Source organism: Streptomyces sp. DT2A-34, from assembly GCF_030499515.1.
Classification (GTDB): Bacteria; Actinomycetota; Actinomycetes; order Streptomycetales; family Streptomycetaceae; genus Streptomyces.
This window is the reverse complement of sequence record NZ_JASTWJ010000001.1, coordinates 2,542,856-2,567,986: the sequence shown is the minus strand read 5'-3', so window position 1 is coordinate 2,567,986 and position 25,131 is coordinate 2,542,856. Positions and strand designations below refer to the sequence as shown.

Annotated in this window: 24 protein-coding genes and 1 pseudogene; 20 read left to right on the top strand and 5 right to left on the bottom strand. The window is 71.1% G+C overall.

All coding sequences use genetic code 11. From position 1 onward, the window contains the following. Window positions 1-20: 20 nt before the first annotated feature. Complete coding sequence (locus tag QQM39_RS11090; protein WP_301996530.1) at window positions 21-1,037, bottom strand: LacI family DNA-binding transcriptional regulator; 1,017 nt, start codon at window positions 1,035-1,037, stop codon at window positions 21-23. 372 nt (window positions 1,038-1,409) lie between these two features. Between QQM39_RS11090 and QQM39_RS11085 the strand changes: the two genes are divergently transcribed. The 8 genes from QQM39_RS11085 (at window position 1,410) to QQM39_RS11050 (ending at window position 11,852) form a co-directional block, all read left to right on the top strand. Further along, entirely contained in the window at window positions 1,410-2,219 is an 810-nt protein-coding gene (locus tag QQM39_RS11085; RefSeq protein WP_301996529.1) for an endo-1,4-beta-glucanase, read from the top strand. Between the two features lie 110 nt (window positions 2,220-2,329). Next, entirely contained in the window at window positions 2,330-4,264 is a 1,935-nt protein-coding gene (locus tag QQM39_RS11080; RefSeq protein WP_301996528.1) for an acyl-CoA dehydrogenase family protein, read from the top strand. A 106-nt stretch (window positions 4,265-4,370) separates the two neighbouring features. Then, on the top strand, window positions 4,371-5,627 hold the full coding sequence (gene dxr, locus QQM39_RS11075; protein ID WP_301996527.1) for a 1-deoxy-D-xylulose-5-phosphate reductoisomerase: 1,257 nt from the start codon (window positions 4,371-4,373) through the stop codon (window positions 5,625-5,627). A gap of 8 nt (window positions 5,628-5,635) precedes the next feature. Beyond that, complete coding sequence (locus QQM39_RS11070) at window positions 5,636-6,928, top strand: RIP metalloprotease (protein ID WP_302003546.1); 1,293 nt, start codon at window positions 5,636-5,638, stop codon at window positions 6,926-6,928. 206 nt (window positions 6,929-7,134) lie between these two features. Then, window positions 7,135-8,292: a flavodoxin-dependent (E)-4-hydroxy-3-methylbut-2-enyl-diphosphate synthase gene (ispG, locus tag QQM39_RS11065; protein ID WP_301996526.1), complete on the top strand. Its 1,158-nt coding sequence runs from the start codon at window positions 7,135-7,137 to the stop codon at window positions 8,290-8,292. Window positions 8,293-8,552: 260 nt separating this feature from the next. After that, a complete protein-coding gene (locus tag QQM39_RS11060; protein WP_301996525.1) occupies window positions 8,553-9,401 on the top strand; it encodes a GNAT family N-acetyltransferase in 849 nt (282 codons plus the stop codon). Between the two features lie 109 nt (window positions 9,402-9,510). After that, window positions 9,511-10,077: a GNAT family N-acetyltransferase gene (locus tag QQM39_RS11055; protein WP_301996524.1), complete on the top strand. Its 567-nt coding sequence runs from the start codon at window positions 9,511-9,513 to the stop codon at window positions 10,075-10,077. A gap of 71 nt (window positions 10,078-10,148) precedes the next feature. After that, window positions 10,149-11,852 (top strand): proline--tRNA ligase, encoded by a 1,704-nt coding sequence (locus tag QQM39_RS11050; protein ID WP_301996523.1) that lies wholly within the window; start codon window positions 10,149-10,151, stop codon window positions 11,850-11,852. Between the two features lie 66 nt (window positions 11,853-11,918). On the opposite strand, the gene QQM39_RS11045 is transcribed toward QQM39_RS11050, so the two are convergent. After that, complete coding sequence (locus tag QQM39_RS11045) at window positions 11,919-12,248, bottom strand: hypothetical protein (protein WP_301996522.1); 330 nt, start codon at window positions 12,246-12,248, stop codon at window positions 11,919-11,921. Between the two features lie 141 nt (window positions 12,249-12,389). Between QQM39_RS11045 and QQM39_RS11040 the strand changes: the two genes are divergently transcribed. The 5 genes and pseudogenes from QQM39_RS11040 (at window position 12,390) to QQM39_RS11020 (ending at window position 15,359) form a co-directional block, all read left to right on the top strand. Beyond that, a complete protein-coding gene (locus QQM39_RS11040; RefSeq protein ID WP_301996521.1) occupies window positions 12,390-13,358 on the top strand; it encodes an FAD:protein FMN transferase in 969 nt (322 codons plus the stop codon). Continuing rightward, window positions 13,355-13,936 (top strand): ferric reductase-like transmembrane domain-containing protein, encoded by a 582-nt coding sequence (locus tag QQM39_RS11035; protein WP_301996520.1) that lies wholly within the window; start codon window positions 13,355-13,357, stop codon window positions 13,934-13,936. The genes QQM39_RS11040 and QQM39_RS11035 overlap by 4 nt, the downstream gene beginning before the upstream one ends. Before the next feature lie 2 nt (window positions 13,937-13,938). Further along, window positions 13,939-14,271, top strand: a pseudogene (locus QQM39_RS11030) (NADH-quinone oxidoreductase subunit E); the annotation flags it as partial. Between the two features lie 91 nt (window positions 14,272-14,362). After that, window positions 14,363-15,148, top strand: a complete 786-nt coding sequence (locus QQM39_RS11025; protein ID WP_301996519.1) for an NADH-ubiquinone oxidoreductase-F iron-sulfur binding region domain-containing protein — start codon at window positions 14,363-14,365, stop codon at window positions 15,146-15,148. A gap of 1 nt (window position 15,149) precedes the next feature. Next, window positions 15,150-15,359, top strand: a complete 210-nt coding sequence (locus QQM39_RS11020; protein ID WP_301996518.1) for a ferredoxin — start codon at window positions 15,150-15,152, stop codon at window positions 15,357-15,359. Window positions 15,360-15,374: 15 nt separating this feature from the next. On the opposite strand, the gene QQM39_RS11015 is transcribed toward QQM39_RS11020, so the two are convergent. The 3 genes from QQM39_RS11015 to QQM39_RS11005 all read right to left on the bottom strand — a co-directional run bounded on the left by QQM39_RS11015 (window position 15,375) and on the right by QQM39_RS11005 (window position 17,368). After that, window positions 15,375-16,274, bottom strand: a complete 900-nt coding sequence (locus QQM39_RS11015) for an aminoglycoside phosphotransferase family protein (RefSeq protein ID WP_301996517.1) — start codon at window positions 16,272-16,274, stop codon at window positions 15,375-15,377. 99 nt (window positions 16,275-16,373) lie between these two features. Then, on the bottom strand, window positions 16,374-16,838 hold the full coding sequence (locus QQM39_RS11010) for a ferritin-like domain-containing protein (protein ID WP_301996516.1): 465 nt from the start codon (window positions 16,836-16,838) through the stop codon (window positions 16,374-16,376). Beyond that, on the bottom strand, window positions 16,835-17,368 hold the full coding sequence (locus QQM39_RS11005; protein WP_301996515.1) for a hypothetical protein: 534 nt from the start codon (window positions 17,366-17,368) through the stop codon (window positions 16,835-16,837). Before QQM39_RS11005 ends, QQM39_RS11010 begins: the two co-directional genes overlap by 4 nt. 257 nt (window positions 17,369-17,625) lie before the next feature. On the opposite strand from QQM39_RS11005, the gene rimP reads away from it, so the two are divergent. From rimP to truB, 7 genes are all read left to right on the top strand, one after another. Then, window positions 17,626-18,141, top strand: coding sequence for a ribosome maturation factor RimP (gene rimP / locus QQM39_RS11000; protein WP_301996514.1), 516 nt, complete (start codon window positions 17,626-17,628; stop codon window positions 18,139-18,141). Between the two features lie 2 nt (window positions 18,142-18,143). Further along, the gene (gene nusA, locus QQM39_RS10995) at window positions 18,144-19,130 is read left to right on the top strand and encodes a transcription termination factor NusA (protein WP_062723060.1); all 987 of its coding nucleotides are present in this window, start codon (window positions 18,144-18,146) and stop codon (window positions 19,128-19,130) included. A 102-nt stretch (window positions 19,131-19,232) separates the two neighbouring features. After that, window positions 19,233-19,529 carry a YlxR family protein gene (locus tag QQM39_RS10990; RefSeq protein ID WP_301996513.1) on the top strand — a complete coding sequence of 99 codons (297 nt, stop codon included), beginning with the start codon at window positions 19,233-19,235 and terminating at the stop codon, window positions 19,527-19,529. A gap of 147 nt (window positions 19,530-19,676) precedes the next feature. Continuing rightward, complete coding sequence (infB, locus tag QQM39_RS10985; RefSeq protein WP_301996512.1) at window positions 19,677-22,811, top strand: translation initiation factor IF-2; 3,135 nt, start codon at window positions 19,677-19,679, stop codon at window positions 22,809-22,811. A gap of 217 nt (window positions 22,812-23,028) precedes the next feature. Continuing rightward, window positions 23,029-23,325, top strand: coding sequence for a DUF503 domain-containing protein (locus QQM39_RS10980; RefSeq protein WP_302003545.1), 297 nt, complete (start codon window positions 23,029-23,031; stop codon window positions 23,323-23,325). 48 nt (window positions 23,326-23,373) lie between these two features. After that, a complete protein-coding gene (rbfA, locus tag QQM39_RS10975) occupies window positions 23,374-23,829 on the top strand; it encodes a 30S ribosome-binding factor RbfA (RefSeq protein WP_301996511.1) in 456 nt (151 codons plus the stop codon). After that, window positions 23,826-24,731 (top strand): tRNA pseudouridine(55) synthase TruB, encoded by a 906-nt coding sequence (gene truB / locus QQM39_RS10970; protein ID WP_301996510.1) that lies wholly within the window; start codon window positions 23,826-23,828, stop codon window positions 24,729-24,731. The genes rbfA and truB overlap by 4 nt, the downstream gene beginning before the upstream one ends. Window positions 24,732-25,131 lie beyond the last annotated feature (400 nt).

The following is a 25,131-nucleotide window of genomic DNA, read 5'->3' as shown; positions in this document are numbered from 1 at the left end:
GAGAGCGGGTGGGGAAACGGTCAGTGGGTGGCGGACGGCGCCGGGCCCGTGCTCGCCCGCTGGGTCAACTCGGGTGCGATCAGCACGACTTCGTCGCTGCCGCGTCCCTCCAGCTTGGCGACCAGCTGCTGCACGGCATGCCGGCCCATCTCCTGCGCGGGAATGGAGACGGACGTCAGCCGCACCGAGGCCTGGGTGGCGACCTGGTCGGGGCAGATGCCGACCACCGACACGTCCTCCGGCACGGCCCGGCCCTGCTGGCGGAGCAGGGCGAGCAGCGGCTCGACCGCCGACTCGTTCTGCACGACGAACCCCGTGGTGCTCGGCCGCTCGTCGAGTATCCGGGCCAGGGTGACGGCCATCGCGTCGTACCCGCCCTCGCAGGGCCGGTGCAGCAGCCGCATCCCCAACTCCTGGGAACGCAGCCGGAGTCCGTCCAGCGTGCGCTCGGCGAAACCGGTGTGCCGCTCGTACACGGCCGGGGCCTCGCCTATGACAGCGATGTCCCGGTGCCCCAGCATCGCCAGATGCTCCACACACAGCGCGCCGGTCGCCTTGAAGTCGAGATCGACGCAGGTCAGCCCGGAGGTGTCGGCCGGCAGCCCGATCAGCACGGACGGCTGGTCGGTGCCGCGCAGCAGCGGCAGCCGCTCGTCGTCCAGCTGGACGTCCATCAGGATCATCGCGTCGGCCAGCCCGCTGCCGGTGACCCGGCGTACGGCGTCGGGGCCCTCCTCGCCGGTCAGCAGCAGCACGTCGTATCCGTGCGTACGGGCCGTGGTGGCCACCGCGATGGCGATCTCCATCATCACCGGCACATACATGTCGGTGCGCAGCGGGATCATCAGCGCGATGATGTTCGACTTGCTGCTGGCCAGGGCACGGGCGCCCGCGTTCGGGTGGTAGCCGAGTTCGCGGATGCTCTGCTCGACCCGCGTCCGGGTGGTCGCGGAGATGGACCGCTTGCCGCTGAGGACATAGCTCACCGTGCTCGCCGAGACTCCGGCGTGCTGGGCGACCTCGGCGAGGGTGACCATCCAGCTCTCCAAGCTTTGTGAAGCGCTTCGACAGTGCGCGGTGCGAATAGGGGCAGGTGTGTGGGTGGTTCGACAGTAGCTCCACCGGGGGTGGGTGTCCATAGGTTGTCGAAGCGCTTCGACTCAGAGTTTCCCGAGGGTGCCGACGCGGGCCTCGGCGGGTACGCCGGCCCTCCGCGCCGCGTGCCCGGGACGGCTTTCCGGGGCGCGTGTCCGCGATGGGCTTCCGGGGCGCGGCTTCCTCCCTACCATGACGACCGATGCGGTGTCGGCGGTGCGCGGGCCGGGGGACGCGCCGGTGACGGAACCTTTCCCGGAGGCGGCGGCCACTGAGGGGACGTAAGCGATCCAGCCCCGGAAGGACCGTCCCCCATGCAGCACCGCCGCCCCCGCCTGTCCAAGAAGGCGAAGACCCTCGTCTCCGCCGCGGTCGCCCTCGCGGCCGCCGCCGGTGTCACCGTCGCCCAGGCGGACGAGTCGAGCAAGAAGTGCGCGGCCTTCGACACGATCACGCTCGGCAAGTACTACGTGAACAACAACCTCTGGAACGAGGGCAAGTTCACCGGCACCCAGTGCGTCTGGGACAACTCCCGGTCGGGCTCGACGATCTCCTGGGGCACGGACTACAGCCTGGCCAACAGCGCCACGGGCAAGGACTACGACGTCAAGACGTACGCCTCCACCGTCCTCGGCTGGCACTGGGGCTGGAAGGTCGACAAGGCGACGACCGGCCTGCCGATCCGCGTCGGCGACCGCAAGCCGGTCCGGACGAGCTGGGAGTTCTCGGTCAGCTCCAACCCCGGCACCATGAACGTCGCCTACGACCTGTGGCTGCACACCAAGAACACCGCCGACTGGCAGGACCAGCCCACCGACGAGGTCATGATCTGGCTCAACCGCCAGGGCGGCGCGGGCCCGCTGGGCACCAAATACGGCAGCGTCAGCCTGGGCGGCGCGATGTGGGACATCTACGAGGGCGACATCGGCTGGAAGGTCCACTCCTTCGTCCGCCGCGCCAACACCACCAAGGCCACGCTCAACCTCGACGACTTCACCCAGGCACTCGTCCGGCGCAACCTGCTCAGCAACGACAAGTACGTCTCCGGCATCGAGTCCGGCACCGAGGTCTTCAAGGGAACCGGCCGCCTGGACACCAAGGCGTACTCCGTCAACATCGGCTGAACGGACGCGCGCGGGGTGGTGGGGTCGCCCGGAATCGGGTACATACGATCGGGTAGCACCCGTCGGTAACCAAACGGCCCAAGATCCCGATTCGCGGCGAGGTGAGCCTCATGTCCGCAGCACCCCCGAAGCCTACTGTCAGTGAGCGTGAGGCCCGCCAGGTGGCGGAGGCCGCCCGGCAACAGGAATGGCGCAAGCCCAGCTTCGCCAAGGAACTGTTCCTCGGCCGCTTCCGCCTCGACCTCATCCACCCCCACCCGATGCCCACCGACGAGGCCGCCCAGCGCGGCGAGGAGTTCCTCGCCAAACTGCGCGACTTCGTCGAGACGAAGGTCGACGGCGCCCTCATCGAGCGCGAGGCCCGCATCCCCGACGACGTGATCGACGGGCTCAAGGAGCTCGGCGCCTTCGGCATGAAGATCGACACCAAGTACGGCGGGCTCGGCCTCGGCCAGGTCTACTACAACAAGGCCCTCGCCCTGGCCGGCTCGGCGTCCCCGGCGATCGGCGTCCTGCTCTCCGCCCATCAGTCGATCGGCGTACCCCAGCCGCTCAAGCTCTTCGGCACCCCGGAACAGAAGGAGCGGTTCCTGCCGCGCTGCGCCCGCACCGACATCAGCGCCTTCCTGCTGACCGAGCCCGACGTGGGCTCCGACCCGGCCCGCCTCGCCACCTCCGCCGTACCGGACGGGGACGACTACGTCCTCGACGGGGTCAAGCTGTGGACGACCAACGGCGTCGTCGCCGACCTCCTCGTCGTCATGGCCCGCGTGCCCAAGTCCGAGGGCCACAAGGGCGGCATCACCGCCTTCGTCGTCGAGACCAACTCGCCCGGCATCACGGTCGAGAACCGCAACGCCTTCATGGGCCTGCGCGGCATCGAGAACGGCGTCACCCGCTTCCACCAGGTCCGCGTCCCCGCCGCCAACCGCATCGGCCCCGAGGGCGCCGGCCTGAAGATCGCCCTCACCACCCTCAACACAGGGCGGCTCTCGCTCCCCGCCTCCTGCGTCGCCGCCGGCAAGTGGTGCCTGAAGATCGCCCGCGAGTGGTCGGCGGCGCGCGAGCAGTGGGGCAAGCCGCTCGCGCACCACGAGGCCGTCGGCTCGAAGATCTCCTTCATCGCGGCCACCACCTTCGCCCTGGAGGCCGTCACCGACCTCGCCTCGCAGATGGCCGACGAGGACCGCAACGACATCCGTATCGAAGGCGCCCTCGCCAAGCTCTACGCCTCCGAGATGGCCTGGACGATCGCCGACGAACTCGTGCAGATCCGCGGCGGCCGCGGCTTCGAGACGGCCGAGTCGCTGCGGGCCCGCGGCGAGCGCGCCGTCGCCGCCGAGCAGGTCCTGCGCGACCTGCGCATCAACCGCATCTTCGAGGGCTCGACGGAGATCATGCACCTCCTGATCGCCCGCGAGGCCGTCGACGCCCACCTCTCGGTCGCCGGCGACCTCATCGACCCCGAAAAGTCCCTCCAGGACAAGGCGAAGGCGGGCGCGAACGCCGGCGTCTTCTACGCCAAGTGGCTGCCGAAGCTGGTCGCGGGGCAGGGGCAACTGCCGTACTCGTTCGGCGAGTTCAAACGCGGCGTCGACCTGTCCGCTCACCTGCGCTACGTCGAACGAACGTCCCGCAAGCTCGCCCGCTCCACCTTCTACGGCATGTCCCGCTGGCAGGGCCGCATGGAGACCAAGCAGGGCTTCCTCGGCCGGGTCGTGGACATCGGCGCCGAGTTGTTCGCCATGAGCGCGGCCTGTGTCCGCGCCGAGCACCTGCGCGGCCAGGGCGAGCACGGCCGCGAGGCCTACCAGCTCGCCGACGCCTTCTGCCACCAGGCCCGCCTGCGCATCGAGGAGCTCTTCGGCCGCCTGTGGTCCAACACCGACGACCTCGACCGCAAGGTCGTCAAGGGCGTGATGTCGGGCACGTACGAGTGGCTGGAGCAAGGGATCGTCGACCCGTCGGACGACGGCGCCCCGTGGATCGCCGACGCGACACCGGGCCCGAGCCGGCGGGAGAACGTGCACCGCCCGATCAGGTGACGGACACCCCGAGGGGTCACTGCCCGCAGTGACCCCTCACCGTCCTGTTACCCGCCGATGGGGACGCCCTGTCCTTCCTGTCGGCCCTTACGGCCACAATGGGGGGATGAGCGACAGTCCAGCCCCCCTCGCCGACCCGCATCTCGTCTACGACCCCGTGGCGGGCGACGGCCCCAAGGACGTGGTGATCCTCGGCTCCACCGGCTCGATCGGCACCCAGGCCATCGACCTCGTGCTGCGCAACCCCGACCGGTTCCGGGTCACCGCCCTGTCCGCCAACGGCGGCCGGGTCGCCCTCCTCGCCGAGCAGGCGTACCGGCTGAGGGCGCGGACCGTCGCGGTCGCCCGCGAGGACGTCGTACCGGCACTGCGGGAAGCTCTGACGGCCCAGTACGGCACGGGGGAGCCGCTCCCCGAGATCCTGTCCGGCCCGGACGCCGCCACACAGGTCGCCGCCTCCGACTGCCACACCGTCCTGAACGGCATCACCGGCTCCATCGGCCTCGCGCCCACCCTCGCCGCCCTGGAGGCGGGCCGCACCCTCGCGCTCGCCAACAAGGAGTCGCTCATCGTCGGCGGCCCGCTGGTCAAGGCCCTCGCCAAGCCCGGGCAGATCATCCCGGTCGACTCCGAGCACGCGGCCCTGTTCCAGGCGCTGGCGTCCGGCACGCGCGCGGACGTCCGCAAGCTTGTCGTCACGGCGTCCGGCGGCCCCTTCCGCGGCCGCACGAAGGCCGAGCTGGCCCACGTGACGGTCGAGGACGCCCTCGCCCACCCCACCTGGGCCATGGGCCCGGTCATCACGATCAACTCCGCGACCCTCGTCAACAAGGGTCTGGAGGTCATCGAGGCGCACCTGCTCTACGACATTTCCTTCGACCGCATTGAGGTGGTCGTGCATCCCCAGTCGTATGTTCACTCGATGGTTGAGTTCACGGACGGATCCACGATCGCCCAGGCGACGCCCCCCGACATGCGTGGGCCGATCGCCATCGGCCTCGGCTGGCCGGAGCGCGTCCCCGACGCCGCCCCCACGTTCGACTGGAGCAAGGCGTCGACCTGGGAGTTCTTCCCGCTCGACAACGACGCGTTCCCGTCGGTCGACCTGGCGCGCCACGTGGGCGAGCTCGCGGGCACCGCGCCCGCGGTGTTCAATGCGGCCAACGAGGAGTGCGTGGAGGCCTTCCGGGCCGGCGCACTGCCGTTCAACGGGATCATGGAGACCGTGACGCGGGTGGTGGAGGAACACGGCGCCCCGCGGGCGGGAACCTCACTCACCGTCGCGGACGTCCTCGAAGCGGAGACCTGGGCCCGCAGGCGGGCACAGGAACTGGCGGTACACACGGCGGAGGCCCGTGCATGACGACCCTGATGTTCATCCTCGGCATAGTGCTGTTCGCGGTCGGGCTGCTCTTCTCGATCGCATGGCACGAGCTGGGCCACCTGTCCACGGCCAAGCTGTTCGGCATCCGGGTGCCGCAGTACATGGTCGGCTTCGGCCCGACCATCTGGTCGCGGAACAAGGGCGAGACCGAGTACGGCATCAAGGCGATCCCGTTCGGCGGCTACATCCGCATGATCGGCATGTTCCCGCCCGGCCCCGACGGCCGCCTCGAAGCCCGCTCCACCTCGCCCTGGCGCGGCATGATCGAGGACGCCCGCGCACAGTCCTACGAGGAGCTGCGCCCCGGCGACGAGAGCCGCCTGTTCTACACGCGCAAGCCGTGGAAGCGCGTGATCGTGATGTTCGCGGGCCCCTTCATGAACCTCGTCCTCGCGGTGGCCCTGTTCCTCACCGTGCTGATGGGCTTCGGCATCCAGCAGCAGACCACCACCGTCAGCTCGGTCTCCCAGTGTGTCATCGACCAGAAGGAGAAGCGCGAGGACTGCAAGGCGTCCGACGACAAGTCCCCGGCCGCGGCCGCGGGCATGAAGGCCGGCGACAAGATCGTCTCCTTCGACGGGGTCCGGACCGAGGACTGGAACACCCTCTCCGACCTCATCCGCGGCAGCGCCGGCGAGAGCGTCCCGATCGTCGTCGACCGCAAGGGCGAGGAACTGACCCTGCACGCGAAGATCGCCACCAACTGGGTCGTGCAGAAGGACTCCGGCGGCGCGTATGTCGAGGGCAAGTACGTCCAGGCCGGCTTCCTCGGCTTCAGCGCGGCCACCGGCGTCGTCAAACAGGACTTCGGCGACTCGGTGACCTGGATGACCGACCGGGTCGGCGAGGCCGTCGACTCCCTCGTCGCCCTGCCCTCCAAGATCCCCGCACTGTGGGACGCGGCCTTCGGTGACGGCCCGCGCGAACCGGACTCCCCGATGGGCATCGTCGGCGCGGCACGGGTGAGCGGTGAGATCGCCACGCTGGACATCCCCGCCTCGCAGCAGCTGGCCACCTTCGTGTTCCTCCTGGCCGGCTTCAACCTCTCCCTGTTCCTGTTCAACATGCTCCCGCTGCTGCCGCTCGACGGCGGCCACATCGCGGGCGCCCTGTGGGAGTCGCTGCGCCGCAACACGGCGAAGGTGCTGCGCCGCCCGGACCCGGGTCCGTTCGATGTGGCGAAGCTGATGCCGGTGGCTTACGTCGTCGCCGGAATCTTCATCTGCTTCACACTCCTCGTACTGGTCGCGGACGTGGTTAACCCGGTCAGAATCTCCTAGTCACACGGAGTTCGAGGCGGCCCGGGATCATGGGGAGTCCCGGGCCGCCTTCCATTGAGTGGGTTTACGGGCCGATGGGGGTCCCCCCGCCGAGTGCATTCGAGGTGGGGGAGTGCTGGGGTGAGGGCCCGTGCCGTAATCTCGAAGCCTGGAGCCCGCTGCTGACGGGACCGGACCTTGATCCACGACTTGGGGTTGCACAGCAGATGACTGCGATTTCTCTCGGCATGCCGTCCGTTCCGACCAGGGTTGCCGAGCGCCGGAAGAGCCGGCAGATCCAGGTCGGCTCCGTGGCGGTAGGCGGAGACGCCCCGGTGTCCGTGCAGTCGATGACCACGACCCGTACGTCCGACATCGGCGCCACCCTCCAGCAGATCGCCGAGCTCACGGCCTCCGGCTGCCAGATCGTGCGCGTGGCCTGCCCGACCCAGGACGACGCCGACGCCCTCGCGACGATTGCCCGCAAGTCCCAGATCCCGGTGATCGCGGACATCCACTTCCAGCCCAAGTACGTCTTCGCGGCCATCGAGGCCGGCTGCGCCGCGGTCCGCGTGAACCCCGGCAACATCAAGCAGTTCGACGACAAGGTCAAGGAGATCGCGCGGGCCGCCAAGGACCACGGCACCCCGATCCGCATCGGCGTCAACGCCGGCTCCCTGGACCGGCGCCTGCTGCAGAAGTACGGCAAGGCGACGCCCGAGGCCCTGGTCGAATCGGCGCTCTGGGAGGCCTCGCTCTTCGAGGAGCACGACTTCCGGGACATCAAGATCTCGGTCAAGCACAACGACCCGGTCATCATGATCGAGGCGTACAAGCAGCTCGCCGCCCAGTGCGACTACCCGCTCCACCTCGGCGTCACCGAGGCGGGCCCGGCCTTCCAGGGCACGATCAAGTCCGCTGTCGCCTTCGGCGCCCTCCTCTCCCAGGGCATCGGCGACACGATCCGCGTGTCCCTGTCGGCTCCCCCCGCCGAGGAAGTGAAGGTCGGCATCCAGATCCTGGAGTCCCTGAACCTCAAGCAGCGCGGCCTGGAGATCGTCTCCTGCCCGTCCTGCGGCCGCGCCCAGGTCGACGTCTACAAGCTGGCCGAGGAGGTCACGGCGGGCCTGACCGGCATGGAGGTCCCGCTGCGGGTGGCCGTCATGGGCTGCGTGGTGAACGGCCCCGGCGAGGCCCGCGAGGCCGACCTCGGCGTCGCCTCCGGCAACGGCAAGGGCCAGATCTTCGTCAAGGGCGAGGTCATCAAGACCGTCCCCGAGTCCAAGATCGTCGAGACCCTCATCGAGGAGGCCATGAAGCTGGCCGAACAGATGGAGGCGGACGGCGCCACCTCGGGCGAGCCTTCGGTCTCGGTGGCGGGCTGAGGTTCGGCCCTGAACGGGCCTCGTCCTCAAACGCCGGATGGGATGTGGGGGCCGCAGTCCCCCAAGGGGCGCGGGACTGTATCGATCTGCGGCTCCGCCGCGTGGGCGCGACCAGCCCCCACCCACCCGCAGTCGCCAACCTCTCGGAGCGGCCCGAGCTCGTAGGCGTCCGGCCCAGCGGCGCAGCCGAGGGGCGGCGTGGCTCAGCTTCCGCAGGTACAGTGCGGGGATCAGCAGAACCCCAGCGTGAGGCCCCGTACGTGTTGACCCAGACCACCTCACGGGTGCTCGAACCGAGCGACCTGGACGCCGCGCTCGCCGTCCTCGACCGCGAGCCGGTCGCGAACGCCTTCGTGACGTCCCGTGTCCAGATCGCCGGCCTCGACCCCTGGCGCCTCGGCGGCGAGATGTGGGGCTGGTACGACGGCGGCATGCTGACATCCCTGTGCTACGCGGGCGCCAACCTCGTCCCGATCTGCGCCACCCCACGGGCGGTACGGGCCTTCGCCGACCGGGCCCGGCGCGCGGGCCGCCGCTGCTCCTCCATCGTCGGCCCCGCCGAATCCACCGCCCAGCTGTGGCGCCTGCTGGAGCCCAGCTGGGGCCCGGCCCGCGAGGTCCGCCGCCACCAGCCCCTCATGGTCACCGACCGCATGCCCGCCGACATCACCCCGGATCCGTACGTCCGCCGCATCCGCAAGGACGAGATGGAGACGATCATGCCGGCGTGCGTGGCGATGTTCACCGAGGAGGTCGGCGTATCGCCGCTGGCAGGCGACGGCGGGCTGTTGTACCAGGCCCGCGTCGCCGAACTCGTGGGCTCCGGCCGCTCCTTCGCCCGCCTCGACCAGAACGGCAAGGTCGTCTTCAAGGCGGAAATCGGCGCCGCGACGGACAGGGCCTGCCAGATCCAGGGCGTGTGGGTGGCCCCGGAGTACCGAGGCCAGGGCCTGGCGGCCCCCGGAATGGCGGCCGTACTGCGCTACGCCTTGGCGGATGTCGCCCCGGTGGTCAGCCTCTACGTCAACGACTTCAACACGGCGGCGAGAAGGACGTACACCACGGTGGGCTTCCAAGAGGTCGGCGCATTCATGAGCGTCCTGTTCTGAAGTGCCGCAAGGGGCGCGGGACTGTATCGATATGCGGCTCCGCCGCGTGGGCGAGACCAGCCCAACCCGCGGCCGAACTACAACCTGTAGCCCCCTGTACGCTCCCCACATGCGCCTTCCCGGTCACGGACACCGCCGCCGGCCCGACGACATCGTGATCGCCCCCCTGGACCTCTCAGCCCGAGTCGATGAGGCCCTGGCCGTCCAAGCCGTCGCCTTCGGCCTGGGCCCCGACGAGGTAGCCGTACGCCGCCAAATCGTCCTGCGCCACATGACCTACCCAGGCGCCCGCTCCCTCGGCGCCACCACCGCCGGGCGCCTCGTCGGGTTCGTGTACGGCATGCCAAATGACCGCACCCACTGGTGGTCCACCGTCGTGGAGCCCTACCTCCGAGCCCAGGGTTACGACGACTGGCTCGACAACTCCTTCGTCATCACGGAACTCCACGTCCACCCGCGCTACCAGAACCGAGGCGTCGGCCGCTCCCTGATCACCACGATCACGGACGGCGCCACCGAACCCCGCTCGATCCTCTCGGCGATCGACGTCGAAAGCCCGGCCCGCGGCCTCTACCGCTCCCTCGGCTACCAGGACCTCGCCCGCCAGGTCCTCTTCCCCAGCGCCCCCAAGCCGTACGCCGTGATGGGCGCCCCTCTGCCGCTGCGCCGCCGATAACCGATTTCCACCGCCCCGTACCCCCCGGCTAACCTCCTGCCATAACCCAAACCAGCAGGAGTACGAGAACCATGGCGAACGCACCGGTCCAGCGCATGTCCCAGTTGATGGCGAAGACGCTGCGCGACGACCCGGCGGACGCCGAGGTCCTCAGCCACAAGCTGCTCGTCCGCGCCGGCTACGTCCGCCGCACGGCGGCCGGCATCTGGTCGTGGCTGCCCCTCGGCAAGCGGGTCCTCGCCAACGTCGAGCGCATCGTCCGCGAGGAGATGGACGCGATCGGCGCCCAGGAGGTGCTGCTCCCCGCGCTGCTGCCGCGCGAGCCGTACGACGCGACCGGCCGCTGGGACGAGTACGGCCAGGAACTGTTCCGGCTCAAGGACCGCAAGGGCGGCGACTACCTGCTCGGCCCCACCCACGAGGAGATCTTCACCCTGCTGGTGAAGGACCAGGCATCCTCCTACAAGGACCTGCCGGTCATCCTCTACCAGATCCAGCACAAGTACCGTGACGAGGCCCGTCCCCGGGCCGGCATCCTGCGCGGCCGCGAGTTCCTCATGAAGGACTCCTACTCCTTCGACACCGAGGACGAGGGCCTCGCCCAGTCCTACGCCCTGCACCGCGAGGCGTACCAGAAGATCTTCGCGCGCCTCGGCCTCGACTACCGCATCTGCGCCGCCACCGCCGGCGCGATGGGCGGCTCCAAGTCGGAGGAGTTCCTCGCCCCGGCCGGCGCCGGTGAGGACACCTTCGCGGACTGCCCGAACTGCGACTTCGCGGCCAACACCGAGGCGGTCGCGTACGAGCTGAAGCCGGTGGACGCCGACGGCGTGGCCGCTCTCGAAGAGATCCCCACCCCGGACACCCCCACCATCGAGACCCTCGCCGCCCACCTCGGCGTCCCGGCCTCCGCCACCCTCAAGAACCTCCTGGTGAAGGTCGACGGCGAGATCGTCGCCGTCGGTGTTCCCGGCGACCGCGAGGTCGACATGGACAAGGTCGAGGCCCACTTCGCCCCGGCCGTCGTCGAGATGGTCACCGAGGCGGACTTCGCGGGCCGCCCGGACCTGGTCCGCGGCTACGTCGGCCCGCAGGGCCTGGGCGAGAAGGTCAAGTACATCGCCGACCCGCGCGTGGCCCCCGGCACCTCCTGGATCACCGGCGCCAACAAGGACGCCACCCACGCCAAGAACGTCGTCGCCGGCCGTGACTTCGAGGTCGGCGAGTACGTCGACGTCGTGGTCGTGCAGGACGGCGACCCCTGCCCGAACTGCGGCACCGGCCTCAAGCTCGACCGCGCCATCGAGATCGGCCACATCTTCCAGCTGGGCCGCAAGTACGCCGACGCCCTCAAGCTCGACGTCCTCGGCCAGAACGGCAAGCCGGTCCGCGTCACCATGGGCTCCTACGGCATCGGCGTCTCCCGCGCGGTCGCGGCCCTCGCCGAGCAGACCGCCGACGACAAGGGCCTGTGCTGGCCCGCGGAGGTCGCCCCGGCCGACGTCCACGTGGTCGCCGCGGGCAAGGCCCTGCAGACCGAACTCGCCCTCGACGTCTCCGAGAAGCTCTCCGCGGCCGGTCTGCGCGTCCTGTGCGACGACCGGGCGGGCGTCTCGCCGGGCGTGAAGTTCACCGACTCGGAGCTGATCGGCGTACCGCAGATCCTGGTGGCCGGGCGGCGCGCGGCCGAGGGCGTCGTCGAGCTCAAGGACCGCAGGACCGGTGAGCGCGAGGAGCTCACGGTGGACGAGGCGATCGCTCGCCTGACGGCGTAGTACCGCCGGAGGCGCCTTAAAGGAACCCCTCAGAATCTTCTCCGGGGGCCTAAAGGCGCCTCACAGCTATTCCTCAGGCCGTTCCCCGACCGTAGGACGTGACAGAGCGTCACTACGGAGGGGAACGGTCTTGCGTACCAGGGAAAGAGGCGCCGCGGCAGCGGTCCGCAGAGGAGCACAGCGCACGGCGGCGACCGCGGTGGCGATCACGCTCGCGGCCACCGCGGGGGTCTTCGCCCTGATCGGCACCATGCAGACGGACGCCGACACGACGGCGAGCGGCAGCGCGGGGTCGAGCAGCTCCAGCAGCACGAGCACTTCCAGCAGCACGTCGAGCGGCGGCACGGAATCGACGTCCTCGACATCGTCGACCGACAACTCCTCGTCGACCGACAACTCCTCGTCCTCATCGAGCAGTTCCGCGTCGGACTCCTCCGCGTCGGACTCCTCCTCATCGAGTTCGTCCTCGTCGAGTTCGTCCTCCTCCGGCCTGACCTCCGGCAGCGGCTCCGCCGACTCCGCCTCGGGGGCGTCGTGATGAGCACAGCCCTGCGCACGACCGCCGCCACCGACTGGCGTGCCCTCGGCACGAGCGTCCGGCTCGTCGTCACCGACCCGGCACTGCTGGACTCCTGCAACCTCCTCCTGGCCCGGCACCTGGCCGAGGTCGACGCCGCGTGCAGCCGCTTCCGTACGGACTCGGAACTCGCCTCCCTCGACGACTCGGCAGGCCGCCCGGTCAGGGTCAGCCCCCTGCTCGCCGAGGCCCTCGCGGTCGCCCTGCGCGCGGCCGAGACCACGGACGGCGACGTCGACCCGACGGTCGGCTCGGCGATGGAAGTGATCGGCTACGACCGGGACTTCACCCTGGTCAGCGAGGACGACCGGCCGGTACGGCTGAGGGTGCGGCGCGCTCCCGGCCGGCGTCAGGTGCGGCTGGACCGGGAGACCGGCACGGTCAGCGTCCCGGCCGGGGTCCGCCTGGACCTGGGCGCCACGGCCAAGGCCTGGGCGGCCGACAGGGCCGCCGCGATGCTCGCCGAAGCGGCCGGCTGCGGAGTGCTCGTGAGCCTCGGCGGCGACACGGCCGTCGCGGGCGAACCCCCGGCGGGCGGCTGGCAGATCCGCGTCCAGGACGTCACGGGCCCGGTCGACGAGACGCCCACGCAAGGGCCGTACGCCACGGTGGGCCTGCACAGCGGAGGCCTCGCGACCTCGGGCACGGCGGCCCGCAACTGGCGCCGCGGCGGCCACGCCCTCCACCACATCGTCGACCCGCGCACCGGCCTGCCCGTCCGCTCGCCCTGGCGCACCGTCTCGGTCGCCGCGGCCACCTGCGCCGACGCCAACGCGGCGAGCACGGCGGCCCTGGTGAAGGGCGCGGGCGCGGAGCGCCGGCTGACGCGGCTGGGCCTCCCGGCACGGCTGGTCGCGCAGGACGGGACCGTGGTCACGACACCGGGCTGGCCGACCGCTGCCGCCTCCGATCCGGAGCCGGCCGCATGACCTCCGAAACCCTCTGGTACGCCAACCGCGCCACCGGCGCCGTCTGCCTGGTCCTGTTCACGGTCGTCGTCCTGCTCGGCATCGCGGTACGCCTGCGCGGAAGGATCCCCGGCCTGCCCCGCTTCGGCACCGTCACCCTCCACCGCACCCTCTCCCTCTCCGCCACGGCCTTCCTGGCCCCGCACATCGCGTTCGCGGTGATCGACGACTACGTCGACATCACCGTCCTCGACGTCCTCGTCCCCTTCGCCTCCGAGCACCAGCCCCTGTGGCTGGGCCTGGGCACGGTCGCCTTCGACCTGATGCTCGCGGTACTGGTCACCAGCCTCCTGCGGGAACGCGTCGGCCACCGCACCTGGCGGGCCGTGCACTGGCTGGCGTACGCCTCCTGGCCCATCGCCCTGATCCACGGCGTCGGCATCGGCACGGACACCGGCAGCGACTGGATGACCTGGCTCACCGTCGCTTGCGTGGCCGCCGTGGTCACCGCCTTCGGTCTCCGCCTCGCCCACTCCGCACGCGCCGCCCGCCGCACGCCCGCCGCCCTGCTCCGCACGGCTGAAGGAGCCCGACCGTGACCATGACCTTCACCGACGTCCACATGTCCCCCCGGCTGCTCGCCCCCGGCGGCGCCCCGGCCGACTTCACCACGCACGAAAAGCGCTACGGCCCCGTGCCGTACGGCGATCCCGCCGGCCTGCTGCGGGAGGTCGCCGAGTCCGGCCTCACCGGTCGCGGGGGAGCGGCGTTCCCCGTCTACCGCAAGCTGCTGTCGGTGACCGAGGCGGGCCGGCGCTCGGGCCGTACGCCGGTCGTCGTGGCCAACGGCGCCGAGAGCGAGCCCGCGAGCCGCAAGGACCGGACGCTGCTGCGCCTGTCACCCCATCTCGTCCTGGACGGCCTGCAGTTGGCCGCCGCCGCGGTCGGCGCGGGGGAAGCCCATCTGGCGGTGGAGGACGGCGCGTCCTACCTCGAGTCGGCCCTCGGCCAGCGGGTACGACCCCGTGCCCGTGCGAGTCGTACGGCTCCCCAAACGGTTCCTGTCCGGCGAGTCCTCGGCCCTCGTCCGGTACGTCTCGTCAGGCGCCGCCCTGCCCACGTACCAGAGCCCGCCGGTTCGCGAACGCGGCGTCCACCGGGCCCCGACCCTGGTCCAGAACGTCGAGACCCTGTCCCACCTCGCCCTGATCGCCCGCTACGGCGCCGACTGGTTCCGCTCCGCCGGCACCCCTGCCCAGCCCGGCAGCGCCCTGTGCACGGTGCATGTGCCGGGACGCGGACCCCGGGTCCTGGAGGCCCCGTTCGGTATGCCGCTGCACCGGCTGCTGCCCCTCGACGGCATGTCGGCCGTCCTGCTCGGCGGCTACCACGGCACCTGGATCCCGGCCGCCGATGCGGCCCGACTCACCGTGGACTCGGCGCACTTGGGCGCCGGTGTCCTCGCCGCCCTCCCCGCCGACCGCTGCGGCCTCGCGGAAACCTCCCGAGTGCTGCGCCACCTGGCCCTCCAGTCGGCCGGCCAGTGCGGCCCCTGCCTCAACGGCCTGCCCCGCATCGCCGCCGCCTTCGCCACCCTGGCCACCGCCGGGCCCCAGGGCAGCACCCGCACCGACGTGGCCCGCTGGGCCGGCCTGGTGGAGGGCCGCGGCGCCTGCCACCACCCCGACGGCACGGTCCGCCTGGTCCGCAGCGCCCTGACGACCTTCGCGCCCGAACTCGACGCCCACGCAAGCGGCTTCTGCACCGCGACCGACCGCACGCCGCTACTGCCCGTACCCCAGGAGACCTGACATGGACCAGCGGATCGACATCGACTGGACGTCCTGCGAGGGCCACGGTTTGTGTGCGGAACTCCTGCCGGACCACATCACGCTGGACGAGTGGGGCTACCCGTTCGTCGCCGACACTCCCGTCCCCGCCAGAACGGTCAAACGAGCACGCAGAGCAGCGACGGACTGTCCTGCGCTGGCCTTGAAGCTGATGGCGAGCCCAACCCCCTAAGGGGCGCGGGGCTCCTCAAAGCCACCCGGCAAACTCCAACAACAACTCAGCATCCTTCGGCCGCCCAACCCTGACCGCCCGCACCCCGGACTCCACGGCCCGAAACAGCGTCCACCCCCGCAACCGGTCCTGATCCACCTCCAACGACTCCGCAAGCCGCTTGACCCGCCGCCGCGTAGTCGCCGCCCCCGAAGGCGAGGCAATCAGATCCTCCACCCGATCCCGCACCAGCCGAGCCAGATCGAACGCGCACTCACCCACCACCGGATCCGGCCCCACCGCCAGCCACGGCATCCGCTCCCCGGCCAGCACCTTGCTCTGCCGAAACGTCCCATGCAGCAACCGCCGCTCAGGCGGCGCGGCCAACAACTCCTCGCGCGCGGCAAGCGCGGCGTCGACGAGCGCCGTCACCTCGGCATCCGCAGACGCAGTCGCCCGCATCGCCTCGGCCTGCCGACCCGTCCGCCCGGCGACGGTCTCGAAGGGATGCTCACCAGGGGGCTCCACCCACAGCCGCCGCAGCGTCCCCGCCGCCTCCAGCAGCGCCTTCGCCTCCGGCAACGACCGCACCGACACATCCGGGTGAAGCCGCTCCAGCAACAGCACACCCTCGACGGAAGGCTCGTCGAGCAGTTGTACGGCGCCCACGCCACCCCAGTGCGCCAGCGCCGCCCGCTCGCTCTCCGGACGGGCCCGGGGCGGGGCCAGCTTCAGCACGGCGGGAGTGCCGTCCGGGCGCCGTACCAGCACCACCAGGCTGCTGCGGCCGCCCGGCACCTGCACCCGCTCAACGGTCAACTCGCGTAGCGCGACGGCCTGGTGGGCCGCCTGCGGCAGCTTCTCCAACCAGTCGTCACCGTCCGGTGCCGTCTCACCGAGCGCCCTGACCAGACGCTGCGGCGGTTCGAAAGCCATGCGCGAGTCGTTCCCTTCCCGTGTCCCGTGTCCCGTGTCCCGTGTCCCGTGTCCCGTTCCGGTACTCCCGTACTCCCGTACGTGTTCGCCGGCCCGGCGTCAGGCGGTGGGCGCCGCCGATGCCGACGCCGTGGCCGCCCGCTCGGCGAGCCCAGGGAAGGCTACGCTCTCGCCCCGCCAGCGCACCGCCCGCACCGCGGCCTCCCGCAGCGCCTCGGCGGCCGTACCCCGCAGCTCACCCTCGGCTGCCCGCACCAGGTCGGAGTACACCCCGGCCACCCGGTCCTCCAGTTCGGCGGCGAGCCGGACGGCCGCGGCCGAGTCCGGCACCGGGAAGGGCAGCGCGTACGCGGCGCTCGCGGCGGCAGGCTCGGCGCCCAGGTCGCGTACCTCGCGCGCCAGCGCGTCCCGCCGCGCCCGGTGCGCGTCGTACGCCGCGCGCGCTTCAGCGCGCCGTCCCTCGCGGATCCGGCCGCCGACGACGCCGTATCCGTACACCGCCGCGTGCTCGGCGGCGAGCGCCGCCTGCAGCGCCGTCAGCCGCTGCTTCTTCGCCTCGCTCACTTGGCCCCCTCCGTCAGCAGATACGCGTGCGCCGCCCCCGCCGCGGCCACCGAGGCCAGCAGCCGCGCCGGCTCACCCGGCAGGTCCAGCAGCGCCTTGGCCCGCCGATCCGCGAGAGCCCGTTCGGCGGCGGCGAGGTCGGCGAGGGCCTCCTTCTCGTCGAGGGGCACGGCGGCCGACGGCGAACCGGAAGGTGACGGCGACGCGGAAGGTGACGGACTGTCCGAGGCCTTACGGCCGCCTCCGAACGCCTCCACATGCCGTACGGCCTCCGCCCGCAACGGCCCCACCAGCTCCGCCAGCGCCGGATGGGCGGCGAGCACCGCGTCGTACCGCTCGACCAGCCCCTCGCTGTCCCGTGCCGCACGCGCGCGTGCCCGCTCGGCGACCGACGGGCTGCCGCTCGTGCCGCCGTCGGAGTCCTCGGAACCGGACGAGCAGCCCACCAACAGGGCGGCCCCGGCAGCCGAGGCGAGCAGAGTCCTTCTGCGCGGCCCCGAGGGGATGCGCGAGGGCGGGGGGTACGGCACGGCAGACGTCCTCGGGGCTCGTACGAACACGCGGGCGGGGAACACCGGCCCGCCGCTGATCACGGTACCCGCGAACCCCCGAGACTCATGTCACCGGCTCGTGGACCGCCCAAGGGGCGCGCAGTCCCCGAGCTCTTGGGCGCGGCGGCCCCACCGCCGGAGGCACACGTGACGGCAACAGCCCTCGCGACCGGATACCCTTTGACCAGACACGCGACCCATCCCACAACAGCACACGCGGCCGAGGAGTCACCCGGATGAGCACCACCCAGAGCGAGAGGCTGCGAGAACTGCTGGAACCGCTCGTCACCTCCCAGGGCCTGGACCTCGAAGAGATCGCGGTGGAATCGGTCGGACGCAAGCGAGTGCTGCGCGTCGTCGTCGACTCCGACACCGGGGCGGACCTGGACCAGATCGCCGATGCGAGCCGTGCGCTCTCGGCGAAGCTGGACGAGACGGACGCGATGGGCGAGGGCGAGTACACCCTCGAGGTCGGCACCCCCGGCGCGGAGCGCCCCCTCACGGAACACCGGCACTACGTCCGTGCCGTCGACCGGCTGGTGAAGTTCCAACTGGCCGAGGGCGGCGAGCTGGTGGCCCGAATCCTGAAGGTCGACGACAACGGTCTCGACCTCGAAGTGCCCGGAGTGAAGGGCCGCAAGGCCACCTCCCGCAGACTCGGCTTCCCGGAGATCGACAAGGCGCGCGTGCAGGTCGAGTTCAGCCGCAAGGACAGCAAAGACAACAAGGACGAGAAGGAAGAGGAGGCGTAGCCGTGGACATCGACATGAGTGCCCTGCGGGGCTTGGTACGGGAGAAGGAGATCTCCTTCCCCCTGCTGGTCGAGGCGATCGAGTCGGCCCTCCTCATCGCCTACCACCGCACCGAGGGAAGCCGCCGCCACGCGCGCGTGGAGCTGAACCGGGAGACCGGCCATGTGACCGTGTGGGCGAAGGAGGATCCCGAGGATCTGGAGGAGGGCCAGGAGGCCCGCGAGTTCGACGACACCCCGTCCGGCTTCGGCCGTATCGCCGCCACCACCGCCAAGCAGGTCATCCTGCAGCGGCTGCGCGACGCCGAGGACGACGCGACGCTCGGCGAGTATGCCGGCCGTGAGGGCGACATCGTCACCGGCGTGGTCCAGCAGGGCCGCGACCCGAAGAACGTGCTCGTGGACATCGGCAAGCTGGAGGCCATCCTGCCCGTGCAGGAGCAGGTGCCCGGCGAGACCTATCCGCACGGGATGCGGCTGCGGTCGTACGTCGTACGGGTGGCGAAGGGCGTCCGCGGTCCCTCCGTGACCCTCTCGCGCACGCACCCCAATCTGGTGAAGAAGCTCTTCGCCCTGGAGGTGCCGGAGATCGCCGACGGCTCCGTCGAGATCGCCGCCATCGCCCGCGAGGCCGGCCACCGCACCAAGATCGCCGTACGGTCCACCCGCAGCGGCCTGAACGCCAAGGGTGCCTGCATCGGCCCCATGGGCGGCCGTGTGCGCAATGTCATGGGCGAGCTGAACGGCGAGAAGATCGACATCGTCGACTGGTCGGACGACCCGGCCGAGATGGTGGCGAACGCGCTGTCGCCGGCCCGGGTCTCCAAGGTGGAGGTCGTGGACATGGCGGCCCGCTCGGCCCGCGTGACGGTGCCCGACTACCAGCTGTCGCTGGCGATCGGGAAGGAAGGGCAGAATGCCCGGCTTGCCGCCCGGCTCACCGGCTGGCGGATCGACATCCGTCCGGACACCGAGCAGCCCGGGGAATAGATCCCGGCCGCAGGCCGCTTAGATCACGTCAGGTTACTGCGCGACAACTGTTCGGATCCTGCCCCGAAGGGGTGAGGTCGGTGCGGGGAGGTAGACTTAAGAGTGTCTGGCCGGACACGCGTCCGCGCATGCCCTGAACGCACCTGTGTGGGGTGCCGGGAGCGAGCGGCCAAGGCTGATCTGCTGCGCATCGTGGCGATCAAGGATGAATGCGTCCCTGATCTTCGCGGTACGCTGCCCGGCCGGGGTGCGTATGTGCACCCCGCACTGGTCTGTCTCGACCAGGCGGTACGCCGCCGGGCGTTCACGCGGGCGTTGCGCGCCCCGGGAGCGCTCGACACAAAGGCGTTGCGCCAGTACGTCGAGCGGACAACAGTTGCTGAGCAGGCAACACCGTAAGAAGCGTCGCGCGGAACCCCCGTGCGGCCCAGGTACCCCGCGAGTTGGAAGTAGGTCGAGATTGCGATGAGCACTCGATGAGCACGCGATGAGTACGCCCATGAAGTAGCGACGGTCCGGCCGCAACCCGGACCTAAAAGGAGCGAAGTGGCTAAGGTCCGGGTATACGAACTCGCCAAGGAGTTCGGGGTTGAGAGCAAGGTCGTCATGGCCAAGCTCCAGGAACTCGGTGAATTCGTCCGTTCGGCGTCTTCGACCATCGAAGCGCCCGTCGTCCGTAAGCTGACGGACGCCCTCCAGCAGGGCAACGGAGGCGGCAAGCCCGCCCCCGCACGCAAGGCTGCTCCGGCCAGGCCGGCAGCCCCCTCTCCCGCGCAGGCTGCCCGTCCGGCCGCCCCACGCCCGCCGGCCCCCAAGCCGGCCGCCGCCGAGAAGCCCGCGGCTCCCGCCGCGCCGGCCGCTCCCGGCCCCCGTCCCACTCCGGGCCCGAAGCCCGCGCCGCGGCCCGCCCCGGCGTCCCCGGCTCCGACCACGCCCGAGTTCACGGCACCCCCGTCGGCTCCCGCCGCGCCGGCCGCCTCTCAGGGCCAGGGCCAGGGCTCCGGCCCGCGTCCGGGCGCCCCGCGTCCGGCCGGCCAGGCCCCGCGTCCCGGCGCCCCGCGTCCGGGTGGCCCCGGCCAGGGTGGCCAGGGCCGTGGTGACCGTGGCGACCGTCCCGGCGCTCCGCGTCCGGGTGGCGGCGCCCAGCGTCCCGGCGGTCGTCCGGCCGGTCCCCGTCCGGGCAACAACCCGTTCACCTCTGGTGGCTCCACCGGCATGGCGCGCCCGCAGGCGCCCCGTCCCGGCGGTGCCCCGCGTCCCGGTGGCCCGGGTGGCGCCGGTGCTCCCGGCGGCGCTCCGCGTCCGCAGGGCCAGGGCGGTCCCCGTCCCCAGGGCGCGGCGGGCGGTCCCCGTCCGCAGGCTCCGGGCGGCGCGCGTCCCACGCCGGGCGGCATGCCCCGTCCGCAGGGCGGCGGTCCTCGTCCCGGCGGCGGCCCCGGCGGCCCGCGTCCCAACCCCGGCATGATGCCGCAGCGTCCTGCTGCCGGCCCGCGTCCCGGCGGCGGTGGCCCCGGTGGCCGTGGTCCCGGTGGCGGCGGTCGTCCCGGTGGCGGTGGCGGTGGCGGCGGTCGTCCGGGCGGCGGCGGCTTCGCCGGTCGTCCCGGTGGCGGCGGTGGCGGCGGCTTCGCCGGTCGTCCCGGTGGTCCCGGTGGCGGTGGCGGCGGTTTCGCCGGTCGTCCCGGTGGTCCCGGCGGTGGCGGCGGTGGCCGTCCCGGCTTCGGTGGCCGTCCCGGTGGTCCCGGTGGCCGTGGTGGCACGCAGGGCGCCTTCGGTCGTCCCGGTGGTCCCGCGCGTCGTGGCCGTAAGTCGAAGCGGCAGAGGCGCCAGGAGTACGAGGCCATGCAGGCCCCGTCGGTCGGCGGCGTGATGCTGCCTCGCGGCAACGGCGAGTCCATTCGCCTGTCGCGCGGTGCGTCGCTCACCGACTTCGCGGAGAAGATCAACGCCAACCCGGCGTCCCTCGTCGCGGTCATGATGAACCTCGGCGAGATGGTCACGGCCACGCAGTCCGTCTCCGACGAGACGCTGCAGCTCCTCGCCGACGAGATGAACTACACGATTCAGATCGTCAGCCCCGAGGAGGAGGACCGCGAGCTGCTCGAGTCCTTCGACATCGAGTTCGGCGAGGACGAGGGCGACGAGGAAGACCTGGTGGTCCGTCCGCCGGTCGTCACCGTCATGGGTCACGTCGACCACGGTAAGACCCGACTGCTCGACGCCATCCGTAAGACGAACGTCATCGCGGGCGAGGCCGGCGGCATCACCCAGCACATCGGTGCCTACCAGGTCGCGACCGAGGTCAACGACGAAGAGCGCAAGATCACCTTCATCGACACCCCGGGTCACGAGGCGTTCACCGCCATGCGTGCCCGTGGTGCGAAGTCGACCGACATCGCGATCCTGGTCGTCGCGGCCAACGACGGCGTCATGCCGCAGACGGTCGAGGCGCTCAACCACGCCAAGGCGGCCGAGGTCCCGATCGTCGTCGCGGTCAACAAGATCGACGTCGAGGGTGCCGACCCGACCAAGGTGCGCGGTCAGCTCACCGAGTACGGGCTGGTGGCCGAGGAGTACGGCGGCGACACCATGTTCGTCGACATCTCCGCCAAGCAGGGTCTGCACATCGACTCCCTGCTGGAGGCCGTGATCCTCACGGCCGACGCCTCGCTCGACCTGCGGGCCAACCCGAACCAGGACGCGCAGGGCATCTCGATCGAGTCCCGCCTCGACCGCGGCCGCGGTGCCGTGTCGACGGTCCTCGTCCAGCGAGGCACGCTGCGGGTCGGCGACACGATGGTCGTGGGCGACGCCTACGGCCGAGTGCGCGCCATGCACGACGACAACGGCAACAACGTCACCGAGGCCGGCCCGTCGACGCCGGTGCAGGTCCTGGGCCTCACCAACGTCCCGGGTGCGGGCGACAACTTCCTCGTGGTCGAGGAGGACCGTACGGCCCGCCAGATCGCGGAGAAGCGTGCCGCTCGCGAGCGCAACGCGGCCTTCGCGAAGCGCACGCGCCGCGTGTCGCTGGAGGACCTGGACAAGGTGCTGAAGGCCGGCGAGGTCCAGCAGCTGAACCTGATCATCAAGGGTGACGCTTCCGGTTCCGTCGAGGCCCTCGAGTCCTCGCTGCTCCAGCTGGACGTCGGCGAAGAGGTCGACATCCGCGTCCTGCACCGCGGTGTCGGTGCGGTCACGGAGTCCGACATCGACCTGGCCATGGGCTCCGACGCCATCGTCATCGGCTTCAACGTCCGGGCAGCCGGCCGTGCGCAGCAGATGGCGGAGCGCGAGGGCGTGGACGTCCGGTACTACTCGGTCATCTACCAGGCGATCGAGGAGATCGAGGCGGCCCTCAAGGGCATGCTCAAGCCGGAGTACGAAGAGGTCGAGCTCGGTACGGCGGAGATCCGCGAGGTCTTCAAGTCGTCCAAGCTGGGCAACATCGCGGGTGTTCTCATCCGCTCCGGCGAGGTCAAGCGCAACACCAAGGCGCGCCTGGTCCGCGACGGCAAGGTCATCGCGGAGAACCTCAACATCGAGGGTCTGCGTCGCTTCAAGGACGACGTCACCGAGATCCGCGAAGGGTTCGAGGGCGGTATCAACCTCGGCAACTTCAACGACATCAAGGTCGACGACGTCATCGCGACGTACGAGATGCGGGAGAAGCCGCGGGCGTAAAGCCGACGGTTCGTGCTGGCCGGCGGGACTTCGGTCCTGTCGGCCAGCGCGCCGTTTGCGGAGAGTGTCCGACCGGCACGGGGACGCCGGGCCGCACGGTCCACGGAGCGTAATATCCGTCGATCCGCCCGGCCCCTTCGTTGTACGGTTTCTGATGTCCCTGGCCACACGGCCGGCAGGACCATCGATCCCGTACCGGCGGGTGAACCGGTTACACATGTACGTGGGGACGCTGTCCTTCGACCTCCTCCTCGGCGACGTACGGTCGCTGAAGGAGAAGCGCTCCGTCGTCCGCCCGATCGTCGCCGAGCTCCAGCGCAAGTACGCGGTGAGCGCGGCCGAGGTGGACCACATGGACCTCTACCGGCGGGCCGAGATCGGCATCGCCATGGTGTCCGGCGACGCCGGTCACCTCACCGACGTACTGGACCGGTGCGAACGGCTGGTCGCCGGGCGTCCCGAAGTGGAACTGCTGTCGGTACGGCGGCGCTTCCACGGTGAGCACGACGACTGACGACCAACAGCCAAGAACGTAGAAGAAGAAAGAACGGGAGACGGACCAGTGGCCGACAACGCGCGGGCGAAAAAGCTGGCGGACCTCATCCGAGAGGTGGTGGCCCAGAAGCTGCAGCGCGGGATCAAGGACCCGCGGCTCGGCTCGCACGTCACCATCACGGACACCCGCGTCACGGGTGATCTGCGGGAGGCGACCGTCTTCTACACGGTGTACGGGGACGACGAGGAGCGCAAGGCCGCGGCCGCCGGACTGGAGAGCGCCAAGGGCGTGCTCCGCTCGGCCGTCGGGGCGGCCGCGGGCGTGAAGTTCACGCCGACCCTCACCTTCGTCGCCGACGCCCTGCCGGACACCGCACGCACCATCGAGGACCTCCTCGACAAGGCGCGCCAGTCCGACGAGAAGGTGCGCGAGGTGTCCGCGGGCGCGAAGTACGCCGGTGAGGCGGACCCGTACCGCAAGCCGGGTGCCGAGGACGAGACGGACGGCGACACCGCGGAATGACGCAGAAGCACACCACGCCCGACGGCCTTGTCATCGTCGACAAGCCGTCGGGCTTCACTTCGCACGACGTGGTCGCCAAGATGCGCGGCATCGCCCGCACCCGCCGCGTCGGGCACGCCGGCACCCTCGACCCCATGGCGACGGGCGTGCTCGTCCTCGGCGTCGAGAAGGCGACCAAGCTCCTCGGTCATCTGGCCCTGACCGAGAAGGAGTACCTGGGCACCATCCGCCTGGGCCAGACCACGGTCACCGACGACGCCGAGGGCGAGATCACGGCGTCGGCCGACGCCTCGAAGGTCACCCGCGAGGCCATCGACGCCGGGATCGCCAAGCTGACCGGCGACATCATGCAGGTGCCGTCCAAGGTCAGCGCCATCAAGATCGACGGCGTGCGCTCCTACAAACGGGCGCGGGACGGCGAGGACTTCGACATCCCCGCGCGGCCGGTCACCGTCTCGTCGTTCTCGGTGTACGACGTCCGGGACGCCGTCGCCGACGACGGCACCGCCGTTCTCGACCTGGTCGTGTCGGTGGTCTGCTCCTCCGGCACCTACATCCGGGCCCTCGCCCGTGACCTCGGCGCCGACCTGGGCGTCGGCGGCCACCTCACGGCGCTGCGCCGCACCCGCGTCGGCCCCTACAAGCTGGACGCCGCCAAGACATTGGACCAGCTCCAGCAGGAGCTGACCGTGATGCCGATCGCCGAGGCCGCGGCGGCCGCCTTCCCGCGCTGGGACGTGGACGCCAGGCGCGCCCGTCTGCTGACGAACGGCGTCCGCCTCGACATGCCCGACGAGTACGCGGGCAGCGGCCCCGTCGCCGTCTTCGACCCCGAGGGCCGTTTCCTGGCGCTCGTGGAGCAGCACAAGGGCAAGGCGAAGAGCCTCGCCATCTTCGTCTGAGGGGCAGGCAGAGGGGCCGGCTGAGGCGCCCGGCCTCCGGCCTCCTTCGGAAGTCCGCCCGTGGAGCGGCGGTCACGGGGTGGTCCTCTGCCCGCCGCTCCACGGTCCCCCCTCGGTTCCCCCACCCCTAGGGTGTATCCAGCGACCCCCGTCTGTTCACCCGTCCGTGCGGGCGCTCGGAGTGAACCGAGGGAGCGGAAGGGGGCGCGTTCACCGCGCGAGCTGTCCCGCTGATCACATCGCACCTACCGTCGAAAAAACAGGGCGCGGGCGTATGGGCGTGTGGACGTACGGCGGGGAGGTTCGACGATGGCGGGACGGGGCCCGCGGGCGGGCGGCGACCGCCGGATGCCGGGGATGCAGGGGATGCCGGGGATGGCTGACGGGGCGCGGGTGACGG